Origin of the sequence: Pseudomonas sp. SED1, assembly GCF_034044025.1 — a bacterium.
Taxonomy (GTDB): domain Bacteria; phylum Pseudomonadota; class Gammaproteobacteria; order Pseudomonadales; family Pseudomonadaceae; genus Aquipseudomonas.
Genome location: NZ_JAXCIS010000023.1, coordinates 67,842 through 79,914, shown reverse-complemented (window position 1 = coordinate 79,914; position 12,073 = coordinate 67,842). Strand labels below are relative to the sequence as shown.

12 protein-coding genes are annotated in these 12,073 nt (G+C 62.3%); 4 read left to right on the top strand and 8 right to left on the bottom strand.

The window, feature by feature from the left end; translation table 11 throughout:
* Positions 1–27: 27 nt before the first annotated feature.
* Both SNL23_RS03320 and SNL23_RS03315 read right to left on the bottom strand, forming a co-directional pair.
* Positions 28–1,200: an alpha/beta hydrolase gene (locus tag SNL23_RS03320; protein ID WP_412104150.1), complete on the bottom strand. Its 1,173-nt coding sequence runs from the start codon at positions 1,198–1,200 to the stop codon at positions 28–30.
* 175 nt (positions 1,201–1,375) lie between these two features.
* A complete protein-coding gene (locus SNL23_RS03315; protein ID WP_010175700.1) occupies positions 1,376–1,711 on the bottom strand; it encodes an ArsR/SmtB family transcription factor in 336 nt (111 codons plus the stop codon).
* A 58-nt stretch (positions 1,712–1,769) separates the two neighbouring features.
* Between SNL23_RS03315 and SNL23_RS03310 the strand changes: the two genes are divergently transcribed.
* Positions 1,770–2,861, top strand: a complete 1,092-nt coding sequence (locus tag SNL23_RS03310) for an NADH:flavin oxidoreductase/NADH oxidase (RefSeq protein ID WP_258344694.1) — start codon at positions 1,770–1,772, stop codon at positions 2,859–2,861.
* Between the two features lie 45 nt (positions 2,862–2,906).
* Here the strand turns inward: SNL23_RS03310 and SNL23_RS03305 are convergent, their stop codons facing one another.
* The 5 genes from SNL23_RS03305 to SNL23_RS03285 form a co-directional block, all read right to left on the bottom strand.
* On the bottom strand, positions 2,907–4,166 hold the full coding sequence (locus SNL23_RS03305; protein WP_318301597.1) for an NAD(P)/FAD-dependent oxidoreductase: 1,260 nt from the start codon (positions 4,164–4,166) through the stop codon (positions 2,907–2,909).
* Between the two features lie 3 nt (positions 4,167–4,169).
* Positions 4,170–5,741: an aldehyde dehydrogenase (NADP(+)) gene (locus SNL23_RS03300; RefSeq protein ID WP_318301596.1), complete on the bottom strand. Its 1,572-nt coding sequence runs from the start codon at positions 5,739–5,741 to the stop codon at positions 4,170–4,172.
* 178 nt (positions 5,742–5,919) lie between these two features.
* Positions 5,920–6,867, bottom strand: coding sequence for a dihydrodipicolinate synthase family protein (locus SNL23_RS03295; protein WP_167665164.1), 948 nt, complete (start codon positions 6,865–6,867; stop codon positions 5,920–5,922).
* A gap of 38 nt (positions 6,868–6,905) precedes the next feature.
* The gene (locus SNL23_RS03290) at positions 6,906–7,832 is read right to left on the bottom strand and encodes a 4-hydroxyproline epimerase (RefSeq protein WP_318301595.1); all 927 of its coding nucleotides are present in this window, start codon (positions 7,830–7,832) and stop codon (positions 6,906–6,908) included.
* A 30-nt stretch (positions 7,833–7,862) separates the two neighbouring features.
* Positions 7,863–9,479, bottom strand: a complete 1,617-nt coding sequence (locus SNL23_RS03285; RefSeq protein WP_318301594.1) for an APC family permease — start codon at positions 9,477–9,479, stop codon at positions 7,863–7,865.
* 211 nt (positions 9,480–9,690) lie between these two features.
* On the opposite strand from SNL23_RS03285, the gene SNL23_RS03280 reads away from it, so the two are divergent.
* From SNL23_RS03280 to SNL23_RS03270, 3 genes are all read left to right on the top strand, one after another.
* Positions 9,691–10,467 (top strand): AraC family transcriptional regulator, encoded by a 777-nt coding sequence (locus SNL23_RS03280; protein WP_318301593.1) that lies wholly within the window; start codon positions 9,691–9,693, stop codon positions 10,465–10,467.
* Positions 10,468–10,500: 33 nt separating this feature from the next.
* Positions 10,501–11,019 carry a hypothetical protein gene (locus SNL23_RS03275; RefSeq protein WP_318301592.1) on the top strand — a complete coding sequence of 173 codons (519 nt, stop codon included), beginning with the start codon at positions 10,501–10,503 and terminating at the stop codon, positions 11,017–11,019.
* Between the two features lie 63 nt (positions 11,020–11,082).
* Positions 11,083–11,508 (top strand): GNAT family N-acetyltransferase, encoded by a 426-nt coding sequence (locus SNL23_RS03270; RefSeq protein ID WP_318301591.1) that lies wholly within the window; start codon positions 11,083–11,085, stop codon positions 11,506–11,508.
* A gap of 3 nt (positions 11,509–11,511) precedes the next feature.
* Here SNL23_RS03270 and SNL23_RS03265 read toward each other — a convergent pair whose 3' ends face one another.
* Positions 11,512–12,015 (bottom strand): SPOR domain-containing protein, encoded by a 504-nt coding sequence (locus SNL23_RS03265; RefSeq protein WP_318301590.1) that lies wholly within the window; start codon positions 12,013–12,015, stop codon positions 11,512–11,514.
* Positions 12,016–12,073: the final 58 nt, after the last annotated feature.

Genomic DNA, 12,073 nt, shown 5'->3' with positions numbered 1-12,073 from the left:
CATCTGTGAAAGGAATGTGAAAGGGTTTCAGCGTCCAACGCTCTCGCTCGCCAGAGCCAGGTTACCCAGCACCTCATCAATCAGCCCAAGCTGCCAGTTGAAGTACGGATTGAACGTCAACCGCGCGTGCATCTTGCCCGGCTCGCGATAACCCCAGTCCGAATACCACACCTCTGACCCTTGCTCGCAGGCGCGGGTGGCGTCTTCCGTCTGGCCGTTCCAGCAAAACCGCAGGCTGCCCTGTTCGCCGTAGAGCGCGTTGTCGGGTGAGAACAGCAACCCCATGTGCGAGAACTGGCTGATCCGCAGTTCCGGCACGTAGTCGGTGCGCGCTTTTACCCGCTGTGTGTCCCAGGCGCTCTCCGGCAGTGTTCCGTACCAGGCCAAGCGGCTGTGGGGGTTACTGAAGCGCTGTTGGAAGGTCTCCAGCACATAGTTCGTATCGAGCACTGAGTCGTGGGCTGCGACGGCAATGAACACCGGCTTATCGTAGGGACGACGCTCCAGGTCCTGGCGGGCCAGCCGGCTGCTGCGGTAGAACTGGGCGAAGCCATTGGTGGGGACGGTCATGTAGCGCACCAGGCTCTGTTGTGGCCGGCTTGCGTCTGGCGCCAGCAGCCACGGGCGTGCCCAGCTGATCAGCGGCGTCAGCCAGTCGTAGGTCATGCTGGACTGGAAAGCGGGGGAGAACAGCAGCAGACCGGCGACGTCGTCGTGTTGGTAAGCGTAGTCAAGAACCAGGTTGGCGCCGGTGGAGAAGCCACCGAGGTAAATCTCGCCCACTTCCGCGCGAAGTATCGCGGCCTGTTCGTCCACCACCCGGCGCCAGTCTTCCATACGTACTTGCAGCATGTCGGCCGGTTGTGTGCCGTGGCCGGGAAGCAGCACGGTCCTCACCAGGAAGCCGCGGGCAGCCAGTGCGCTGCCGATATCGTGGAACGACCACGGAGAGTCGCCCAGGCCGTGCACGAGAATGATCCCGCGTTTGGCTGTTCCCGCCGGGCGCCATTCCTGCGGCGCGTTCCAGTTGAGTTCGGCTTCCCTGTCGGTGCCCTGGAAGTCGCGATGCTCCCGCAGCCATTGCAAGGTATCGAGGCGATATGACTCGAACGATTTCTGGCCCAAAGGCATGGCCGATTCGGCGATGGCGCTATTGGCAAATAGAAGGGCAATGATCGCAAAGGCGGCGCTTCGCAGCATCGTGCGCATGGAAAAGGAGTGGGTGTTGTTCAAGGCGGGTTCCCGGCGTCGCGTAACCGTAAAGTCATGCACGATAATCACCGGGCTGCCGCTGCTGGTAGTGCAAAACAGTCGCAAGACATTTCGCCTGTAGCGCTGGCCGGCGCCGTAAAAGGCGCCACCGCAGCGGGCATGCTCACTGCTGGGAAAGGATCGCCTGGACCAGCCCTGGAAACCGGCTGTCCATTACATCAGTGCGCAACGAGTTCATATGGGTCGTGCCCACACTGCGGGTGTGTACAAGCCCCGCATCCCTTAATACCCGGAAGTGATGGGAGACGCTGGATTTCGGCCGTCCGCCGTCCAGCTCGCCGCAGGTGGCCTCGGTAACTCCCGCCAGGCAGCGAACGATTTCAAGCCGAACAGGGTCACTTAACGCGTAGAGCACGCGTTCGAGAATCAGGTCTTCGGCATTGGGGTGTTTGAAGGCTCGCATGAAGCGAATGATAACAGGGCTATCGCTTAACACCATAGTTCGATTAACATCGAACAATCGAAAGCTACCCCACCTTCGCTTCAGGAGACTTTTCATGGCTGCATTATTCGAACCCTACAAGCTGAAAGACGTGACGTTGCGCAACCGGATCGCTATCCCGCCGATGTGCCAGTACATGGCTGACGACGGCATGGTCAACGACTGGCACCACGTGCACCTCGCCAGTATGGCCCGTGGCGGCGCGGGTCTGCTGGTGGTCGAGGCGACCGCTGTAGCGCCTGAAGGGCGCATCACACCTGGCTGTGCGGGGATCTGGAGCGACGCGCATGCGCAAGCCTTCGTGCCCATGGTCAACGCCATCAAGGCCGCAGGTTCGGTCCCGGGCATCCAGATTGGTCACGCCGGTCGTAAGGCCAGTTCCAATCGTCCGTGGGAAGGGGATGACCATATCCCGGCTTCCGATGCCCGGTCCTGGCAGACCATTGCACCCTCGGCCATCCCTTTTGGCGCACACCTGCCGAATGTCCCACGCGCCATGACCCTGGAAGACATCGCACGGGTTCGCCAGGACTTCGTCGATGCTGCTCGCCGTGCCCGTGACGCCGGTTTTGAATGGATCGAACTGCATTTCGCCCACGGTTACCTGGGCCAGAGCTTTTTCTCCGAGCATTCCAACCAACGCACCGATGCCTACGGTGGCAGCTTCGATAACCGCAGCCGTTTCCTGTTGGAAACCCTTGCCGCAGTGCGCGAGGTATGGCCAGAAAACCTGCCACTGACCGCACGTTTTGGCGTGATCGAATATGACGGTCGCGACGAGCAGACCCTGACGGAATCCATCGAGCTTGCCCGTCGTTTCAAGGCCGGTGGCCTGGACTTGCTGAGCGTCAGCGTCGGTTTCTCCACGCCCGATGCCAACATTCCGTGGGGCCCGGCATTTATGGGGCCGATCGCCGAGCGTGTGCGTCGCGAGGCCGGTTTGCCGGTGACTTCCGCCTGGGGCTTTGGTACGCCGCAACTGGCAGAAGGTGCGTTGCAGGCCGGGCAACTTGACCTGGTATCGGTAGGGCGCGCCCATTTGGCCGATCCACATTGGGCGTACTTTGCGGCCAAGGAACTGGGGGTCGATAAGTCGTCCTGGACCTTGCCCGCGCCCTACGCGCACTGGCTGGAACGTTATCGCTAAGTAGCACCAACAGACGGGCGGCCCCGAATTTGGGTGCCGCTCCGGTCAGAAACGACTCAGCCGATAGGGTTCCAGCGCCGGCAAGCCGTGGCTGTAGGGTCCCGGCGGCACCAGTTGGCCAATCAACTCCGCCGTCACCGCCGCCTGCGTCAGCCCCAGATGCTGGTGCCCAAACGCAAGCAAGACCTTGCCATCGCACACCTTGTCGATAATCGGCAGCGAGTCTGGCAGGGAAGGGCGAAACCCCATCCACGGCGTCGCATCTTCAGCACTCAAATCACGACGAAACAGCCCCTGACTCAGCCGGTGCAACTGCCACGCGCGCTCCATGTTCGGCGGGCGATCGAGGCCGGCAAACTCGACGGTACCTGCCAGGCGCAATCCTCCATCCATGGGCGTCATGATGAACTTGCGCTCCAGCGACGTGACGGCGAACGGCAGCCGCCCATGCTCATTGGGCAGCATCAAGTGATAGCCGCGCTCTGTATCCAGCGGGACCTTTTTGCCGGTCAGTTCGGCGGTCAATTTGGCCGAATGCGCACCGCAGGCGATCAACACCTGACGCGCCGCGACCACGCCTTGGTCAGTCCTCAGCGAAACCCCGTGCTCGCCCAGCTTCCCACCCAAAACCGGTTGCTCGAGAAATTGCACCCCACAGGCCTTGGCCGCTTCCACCAGTTCGCAAACCACCCGGTAGGGATCGAGAAAATGCCCGGTGCGCGGAAAGAACAACCCGCCCTGAATTCCTTCGCTGAGTTGCGGCGCCACCTCCTGTACCGCACTGGCCTGCCAGTAATGCACCGGCACTGCTTGCTGGCGCATGCGTGCCTGCAAGGCGTCGATGGCCTGACGTGAGTCGGGGCGCTCGAAGATCAGCAATGAGCCGTCTTCGCGCATCAGTTCGGTACGGTCGATACTCTCCAGCAGACGATGCCAGGCCCCCAGGCTGCTTTCATTCAGCGCGCGGATCCCGGCGACGGTGCGCTGGAATGGCGCCGGGCGCAGGTTCAACAGCAGCCGGGTAAACCATGGCAGGGCGCGCGGCAGGTATTTCCAGTCCAGGCGTAGCGGGCCCATCGGGTCCATGAGCATGGCCGGCAAGCGGCCAAGGATCGACGCATCCGCGATGGGAAACACTTGCTCGGTCGCCAGGTGACCGGCGTTGCCGAACGAAGCCCCGTGGCCGGGTTGCTGTTGGTCGATGACCACCACTCGCCGCCCCTGGCGTGCCAGTTGCAGCGCGCAGGCGACGCCGATGATCCCGGCTCCGACCACGGCGATGTCTGGAATGACGTTGTCGGTCATGGCCTAGGCTTCTCTCTGACCGTCGAGCAGGCGCCGCAGCAGCAATGGATTGCCGTGTTGCAGCGCCGTCGGCAGCAGGCCATCCGGGAAGTCCTGGTAGCACACCGGCCGCAGGAATCGCAGGATCGCGGCCGTGCCCACCGAGGTGGTGCGCGAGTCTGACGTTGCCGGGAAAGGCCCGCCATGCACCATCGCATCACAGACTTCCACGCCGGTCGGCCAGCCGTTGACGAGCAGGCGACCGGCCTTGCGTTCCAGGGTCGGCAGCAGCGCGCGGGCGGTTTCCAGATCGTCGTCATCCAGATGCAAGGTGGCGGTCAACTGGCCTTCCAGGTGCTCACTGACTTGGCGGACCTCATCGGCATTGGCACATTGCACGATCAAGGAGGCGGCGCCGAATATCTCGGCCTGCAAGCTGTGGTTGGCGAGAAAATCTTGTGCGTGGGTCACGAACAGGTGGGCCTGGCCCTGGTTCGGGCCTTGTGCCGCCAACCCTTTGCCTGCGACATGAGCCTGCTTGGCCAGGGCGCTGACGCCGTCGTCATAAGCCTTGAAGATTCCCGGTGTAAGCATGACCTGGGCAGCGCTGCGCTGAAGCAGATTGGCGGCGTTGTCGATGAAGTGGTCCAGCGCCTGCCCCGCAACGGCAATCACCAGTCCGGGATTGGTGCAGAACTGGCCGGCGCCCTGGGTCAGGGATGCGACAAACCCCTGGGCCAATGCTTCACCGCGCGCGTTCAATGCGGCGGGAAACAGGTAGACCGGATTGATTGAACTCATCTCCGCATACACCGGAATCGGCTCGGGACGTGCCTGGGCTGCCTGGCACAATGCGATGCCGCCGCTGCGCGAACCGGTGAAACCCACGGCCTTGATGCGTGAATCGCACACCAGCGCGATCCCGACTTCGCGGCCCGAGCCGTACAACAGCGAAAACACACCGTCAGGCAGACCACATTGCTGAACGGCCTTGGCCACCGCGCGGCCCACCAGTTCGCTGGTGCCAGGATGCGCACTGTGTGCCTTCACGATCACCGGGCAACCGGCCGCCAGTGCCGAAGCGGTATCTCCGCCTGCCACTGAAAATGCCAAAGGAAAATTACTCGCGCCGAACACCGCCACCGGCCCCAAAGGTACCTGGCGCTGACGCAGGTCAGCGCGGGGCAGGGGCTGGCGATCCGGCTGAGCGGAATCAACCCGCACATCCAGCCATTCGCCCGCGCGCACCGTGCGGGCGAAGGTGCGTAATTGGTGACAGGTGCGCCCGCGCTCGCCCTGGATACGTGGGCGGGGCAGGCCGGTCTCGGCCATCGCCCGTTCAATCAGCTCATCGCCCAGGGCTTCAATTTCATTGGCAATGCTTTCAAGGAATTCGGCGCGAGCGGCCAACGGCGTTTCGCGGTAGGTATCGAAGGCGCGCCATGCCAACGCACAGGCTTGTTCGACATGCTCGGCGGTGCCGCCGGCATAGGCAGGTTCCAGCGCAATATCGGTGGCAGGATTGATCGCCCGGATTGCCTCGCGGCTGCCTGGAATGGAATGCTGACCAATCAGCATGGTGCCCGTCAGAGTCATGGCGTAGTCCTGAGAAAGTAAAGAGAGGCAGACAAAGAGAATCTACTGCAGGAGCTGTCGAGCCAGAGCGAGGCTGCGATGCAGGCACTGTGCTCTGGGAGGTACACCGCGATGATCCCATCGCAGCCTCGCCGGGGCTCGACAGCTCCCACATTTATCTTTGCTGCCTTGAATAGTGTTAGGCGACGTTCTGCTCGGCCGACCAGTTGGCGTACCACTGGCGGAACAGCGCGTACTGGTTCTCGGCATACCGACGTTGGGCATCGCTGAGGGCATCGGTCTCGTTGAAGTGCAGGGTGTATTCCTTGTCGCCGTTGAGCACCATCAGATGTTTATAGAACAGCACCAGGTCGCAGCCTTCGTCGAAGGACGACAACACCGCCAGCGCCGACTCCAACTCCCGCGCCTGGCGTCGCGCGGTGGCGTCGCCCTTGGCGGCTTTCTTGCTCAGGGCCACCAGTTGCAGGACTTCCCGTGGCAGCGCGTTGCCGATGCCGGTGATCGCGCCGGTGGCGTTGCAGTTGACGAAACCGTGGACCACCTGGGTGTCCACGCCCACCATCAGGGTCACGTCATCGTCCTTGGACGTGATGTGTTCGGCCGCGTAACGCAGGTCTGCCGCGCCGCCGAATTCCTTGAAGCCGATCAGGTTCGGGTACTCGCGACGCAGCTCAAAGAACAGATCGGCGCGGGTGGCGAAGCCGTAGTAAGGGCTGTTGTAGATCACCGCCGGCAGGTTCGGCGCCGCCTTGAGGATGGCCGCAAAGTGATCCTTCTGCGCCGTCGCCGAGGCGCCACGGGACAGCACACGCGGGATGACCATCAAGCCATGGGCGCCGACTTTCGCCGCATGCGCCGCGTGGGCCACCGCTTCACGACTGTTGACCGCGCCGGTGCCGACGATGGTCGGTACGCCGGCAGCCACCAGGCGCGCCACGCCTTCCTGGCGCTCGGCTTCCGTGAGCAACGGCCAGTCGCCCATGGAGCCGCAGTACACCACCGCGCTCATGCCGATATCGATCAGTTCGCGGCCCTTGGCGACCAGTGCGTCAAAGTCCGGTTTGCGCTCGGTAGTGCACGGGGTCATCAGGGCGGGGATGCAGCCGGTGAAGATGTTGGTGTTCATGGTTTCAGCTCCAGTTTGATTGTAGGGGCGGGGGCGGTTCAGATGCCCCACGCGAAGGGATCCTGTTCGTCGATCAGCAAGGTGCTGTCGGCGGTCATGTAGGCGCGGCCGGTGATGGAAGGGCGCACACGTTCGCCTTCCCATTCGTAGCTGCCTTCGAATTGGCTGCCGGTGATGCTGGCCTGTACCCACGGCTCACCGGCGGCGAGTTTGCCGTCGGCCGCCAGGCACGCCAGTTTGGCGCTGGTGCCGGTGCCGCAGGGCGAGCGGTCGTAGGCTTTGCCCGGGCACATGACGAAGTTGCGGCTGTCGGCCTGGTCGTCGTCGGCGAACAGTTCGATATGGTCGATCAGGGCACCGTCTTCACCGTGGATGCCCTGGGCCTCAAGGGCTTTGAGCATCGCCCAGGTGTAATCGGTCAGGGCTTCGACGTTGTCCATTTGCAGCGCTTGCCCGTGCTCGGAAACCAGGAAGAACCAGTTGCCGCCCCAGGCAATATCGCCGTAGACCCGGCCATGCCCAGGTACGTCCACTGGCACCTGCTGGCGATAGCGGTAGGCAGGCACATTGCGCAACGTCACCGCGCCGTCGGCGTGCAACGTGGCGCTGACCGGGCCCACCGGCGTGTCGATCTTGTGCACGCCCGGCGCGATCCGCCCCAGGTGATGCAACGAGGCAACCAGGCCGATGGTGCCGTGGCCGCACATGCCGAGGTAGCCGGCGTTGTTGAAGAAAATCACGCCGCAGGTGGCATCGGCCGAGACCGGCGCGCAATACAGCGCGCCCACCAGTACATCGTTGCCACGGGGCTCCAGCAGGCACGCCCTGCGCCATTGGTCATGCTGGGTGCGCAGGTCGTCGAGCTTGTCGACCATGCTCTCGCCGGCAAGCGTGGGGAAACCTGTCATCACCAGGCGCGTGGGTTCGCCGCCGGTGTGAGAATCGATGATGTGAACTCGTTTCATAACAGTGTCCATTCAGGGGTGGGCTGAGGCTCAGGAAGCCAACTGCACGCGGCCGATGTCGGGCTCAGGCACTTCACTTTCGTCATCTTCGGTTTCCAGGCGAACCAGATGCGCCGGCACGCCGGTGGCCACGCCCCAGTAATAAATCCCCAGTGCACAAGCGGCGACGACCACGGTGTCGAACGGATGGCTGAGGATGCCCAGGCCACCAAAGCTGCCGAGCTTCGACAGGATGATGGTCACGGCGTAGAAGCCGATCAGCCACGCAGAGGAGCGAACCTGGCGGCCGAGGCTGAGGTGCAGGGTCGGCACAAAACGGCCGCACAGCAGGTACACCACGAACATCAGGATTTGCAGGCCGAGCAGCCACGACACAGTGCTCCAGCCAGACCAGTAGACGATCAGCGCGGCGATGATGAACGACAGTGGGCCGAGCAAACCCATCCACTTGACCCGGAACGGGCGCGGCAGGTCAGGCGCATTGCGGCGCAGTGCGGCCACGGACACCGGCGCCACGGCGTAGCTCAACACCAGTGCGGCGGATACCACGTTGATCAGCGCTTCCCACGACGGGAAGGGCAGGGTCCAGAACACCGACAGGCCAAAGGTCAGCCACAGCGCCGGGCGCGGGATGCCGGACTTTTCATCGATGCGCGTGAAGATCTTGAAGAAGGTCCCGGTTTGCGCCCAGCCGTAGATCACCCGCGGCGTGGCGTTCATGTAGATGTTGCCGCAACCGCTGGGGGAGATCACCGCGTCGGCCACCACCAGGTAAGCCAGCCAGCCCACACCCAGGGCGAGGGCGATATCGCGGTACGGCAGGGCCAGTTCCTTGGCGACGCCGGCCCAGCCGTTGGCGAGCATTTCGGTGGGAATGCCGCCTAGGAATGCGGTCTGCAACAACACGTAGATTGCGGTAGAGAGCAGCACCGACAGGATCAGCGCAATCGGAATGGTGCGTTGCGGGTTTTTCACTTCGCTGGCCACCGAGATGATCGGCGTCAGGCCCAGGTACGCGAAAATCACCCCGCCGGCGGACACGGCCATTTCAATGCCCGACAGCCCGAACGGCGCGAAGCCCTGGGCGTGAAAATTTTCCGGTTTGAAGAAGGTGAACAGCACGCCGATCACCAGCAATGGCACGATGAACTTGAACACGCTGACCAGGTTATTGGCCATGGCGAAGGTCTTCACGCTGCGGTAGTTGAGGGCGAAAAACAGCGAGAGCAGCGCAAACTGCACGAACCAGCCTAGGACGGTGGGGTTGCTGGAACCCGCCTGCGTCAGCTCGGGAAACCAGGCTGCGGCGTATTGGCGCGAGGCGACCACTTCGATCGCCACCAGGCTCGAAAACGCGATCAGCGTGATAAAGCCCATCAGGTAGCCCAGCAGCGGGCCATGGGAGTAGACCGGATAGCGCACCACGCCGCCGGCGCGGGGCAATGCCGCTCCCAGTTCGCAATACACAATGCCCAGCAGCAGCACGGAAAACCCGCCCAGCAACCAGGAAAAAATCCCCGCCGGCCCGGCAATGGCTGAGACGTGACTGGCCGCGAACAACCAGCCCGAACCGAAGATCGCTCCCAGTCCGATAAAGGTGAGGTCGATCAATGAAAGCTGTTTCTTGAACTTGCCTTGGGCTGACATGGCGGCGCCTTCTTGTGGGTTATTGGATAGGCATGCAGTGGCCCTACAGTGAACTCATCACCGGCGCCGCGATTGATGTTTTGCGCAGGCTGATATGACGAAATCAGCACAGTTTCGAGCGCTCGACATGCCGGCGCCCATGGGGCAATCTGCTCGCCAGGCACCGCCCGCCGGGCGCCTGGCCTGTCCGCTGAAAGCAGGAGAAAGCGTCATGATGCAGAGCGCGTTCGCGACCCTTTGCCAAGGGAGCGAGGCCAACCGCCCGCACACCATCGAAGAATTACTGGCCAGCGTAGGGCTGTTGTTGCCGATGCTGGACGTGATTCCGAATGCCGCGATTTTTATCAAGGACGTGCAGGCGCGCTACGTATTGGCCAACCGCACCTTGGTGCAACGGTGCGGGTTGAAGCACTTGCAACCGCTGCTGGGGAAAACCAGCGCCGAGGTCTTTCCCGCGCAGTTGGGGCCTGGCTATACCGAACAGGATCGACGGGTGCTGGAGCAGGGATTTGTCCTGGAGGACCAGCTGGAATTGCACCTCTACGGCACCCGCGAGCCGGGCTGGTGCCTGACCCACAAATGGCCGCTGTACAGCCGTGACGGTGCGATCATCGGCCTGGCGGGCATCTCGGTCGACCTGCAAACGGCCAGTGAAACTCACCCGGCCTATCAACGGCTGGCGGCGGTGGACGAGCACATCCGGGCGCATTTCAATCGGCGTGTCACCCTGGGTGAATTGACGCGGATTGCCGGGATTTCAGTGGCGCAACTGGAGCGCTACTGCAAGCGCGTGTTCCACCTCACGCCGCGCCAGATGATCCAGAAGGTGCGCCTTGAGCATGCGCACCGGCTGCTGCATACCGAGCTGCCGATCACTGACGTGGCGTTGCAGTGTGGATATACCGACCACAGCGCGTTTACTCGGCAGTTCAAGGCGTTGACCGGGTTTACGCCGCGCCAGTATCGGCAGGCGACCAGTGTGCGGTGATGTCTAATTGATATTGTCTGGGTACAATCGCCCATGGCCAACGTCGGCCGGGCTGTTTTACAGGGAGGTTTTTCTTTGAAAAAGATCTTATTGGCGCTGTGCTGCAGCTTGAGTGCCGGTTGTATAGGTTTCTATCAACAACCTGCCGCCACTGCGCCCCACGCAACGCTCGAAGCCATCCAGGGACCTAACACACTGTTGAACGGCGGCGTCCAAATGTACTGGGCCTACTATGATCCGGGTTGCAACGACACGGCAGAAACCGGCGTGCTCGGCACTCGCAAAGGCGAGGTCAGCGAGCGGTTTTTACTGATCCCCGATCGACGGATCTACGTAAATGTCATGAGCAGCGGTGGCGCCAACAAGGAGGGCGCCAACGCTCTTCGCAGTTGCGCAAACCTGGTCAGTTTTATCCCTGCCGTTGGCGCGACTTATCAAGTTATCCAGTCCGTGCCGGTGAGTGGCTGTGTGGCGGATATCACCGACAAAACTACCGGGCGCTCGCCTGATTCGTTCAGAAGAGAAGCGGTCGTGGGTGGGTGTTCGCCTTGACTAGATGAGCTGCGTGCCCGTCTTTAAACGTGGGCGTCTTCAAACTATCAGGAGTTCAGCGAGATGGAATCAGGGATAGAGTTATCTTTCGACATTACCGAGCAAGAGCGCCAGGCCATCCTTCAGCCGCTCCGGGCATACAACATCAGCCAATGCGGCGAGAACCCGTTCGAAACCTTTGGGCTGTTACTGCGTGATTCCGCCAGCCAGGAAGTGGTGGGCGGCCTCTACGGGAAAATTTCCTATGGCTGGATGTTCGTTGAGCTGTTGAGCGTGCCTGAGTCAATGCGCACTCAAGGCATGGGCTCGCGGCTGATGCACGCGGCTGAGGAGCTGGCACGGGAGAAAGGGTGTGCGGGGATCTGGCTGGATACCTTCAGCTTTCAGGCACCCGGGTTCTATCGGAAGCTGGGCTTCAGCGAGTTCGGGCATATTGCCGAGTACCCGCCAGGACACAAACGGCACTTTTTCCAGAAGCACCTGGCTTGAGGGCTAGCGGGTCACCGACCGCCACGTGACCAAGCCGTCCAGCCCCTGATCGGACTTCAAGTACCTGAGCACGTTCTGCGCCTGGGCCTTCTCTTCAAACGGGCCGACAAAGGCATGAGGCGGCTCATCGAGCACGGTGGGCACATCGAGCGCCTGCAGTTGCGCAACCAGTTCGCCGAACGCTATGTCGGTATCGGCGGTAAGGCGCACCACCCAGCCGCTGCGATATTTCAGGGCGATAGGTTCCACCTCGGCGCCACAGTGTTTGCATTGCGCGGCGGTTGCTTTGATCGGGCTTTCACACGCGGGGCACGGGCGCAGGTCTTCGTGTACCAGGGCGTCCACACCGGTCTTGGGAACGCGCGGCATCAGCAGGAGGGCGATCAGGGGGATCACCGGCACGAACAGCCCAATCGCAAACCATCTTGGCCCTGACCTGCCGCGCTGACTGGCCAGGTAGGCAGTCACAACGGTGAGTGCCAGCCATAGGGAAAGGTAAATGCTCATGTGCACGTCCTTGTCTTGATTTAGCAGGAGCGATGGCGGCGCTGAGCCTGCTCAGCCC

What these genes read in the sequence shown, in the direction of transcription:
- SNL23_RS03320 (WP_412104150.1), bottom strand. Translation starts at nt 1,200, where the DNA reads ATGCTGCGAAGCGCCGCCTTTGCGATCATTGCCCTTCTATTTGCCAAT.
- SNL23_RS03315 (WP_010175700.1), bottom strand. Translation starts at nt 1,711, where the DNA reads ATGGTGTTAAGCGATAGCCCTGTTATCATTCGCTTCATGCGAGCCTTC.
- SNL23_RS03310 (WP_258344694.1), top strand. Translation starts at nt 1,770, where the DNA reads ATGGCTGCATTATTCGAACCCTACAAGCTGAAAGACGTGACGTTGCGC.
- SNL23_RS03305 (WP_318301597.1), bottom strand. Translation starts at nt 4,166, where the DNA reads ATGACCGACAACGTCATTCCAGACATCGCCGTGGTCGGAGCCGGGATC.
- SNL23_RS03300 (WP_318301596.1), bottom strand. Translation starts at nt 5,741, where the DNA reads ATGACTCTGACGGGCACCATGCTGATTGGTCAGCATTCCATTCCAGGC.
- SNL23_RS03295 (WP_167665164.1), bottom strand. Translation starts at nt 6,867, where the DNA reads ATGAACACCAACATCTTCACCGGCTGCATCCCCGCCCTGATGACCCCG.
- SNL23_RS03290 (WP_318301595.1), bottom strand. Translation starts at nt 7,832, where the DNA reads ATGAAACGAGTTCACATCATCGATTCTCACACCGGCGGCGAACCCACG.
- SNL23_RS03285 (WP_318301594.1), bottom strand. Translation starts at nt 9,479, where the DNA reads ATGTCAGCCCAAGGCAAGTTCAAGAAACAGCTTTCATTGATCGACCTC.
- SNL23_RS03280 (WP_318301593.1), top strand. Translation starts at nt 9,691, where the DNA reads ATGATGCAGAGCGCGTTCGCGACCCTTTGCCAAGGGAGCGAGGCCAAC.
- SNL23_RS03275 (WP_318301592.1), top strand. Translation starts at nt 10,501, where the DNA reads ATGGCCAACGTCGGCCGGGCTGTTTTACAGGGAGGTTTTTCTTTGAAA.
- SNL23_RS03270 (WP_318301591.1), top strand. Translation starts at nt 11,083, where the DNA reads ATGGAATCAGGGATAGAGTTATCTTTCGACATTACCGAGCAAGAGCGC.
- SNL23_RS03265 (WP_318301590.1), bottom strand. Translation starts at nt 12,015, where the DNA reads ATGAGCATTTACCTTTCCCTATGGCTGGCACTCACCGTTGTGACTGCC.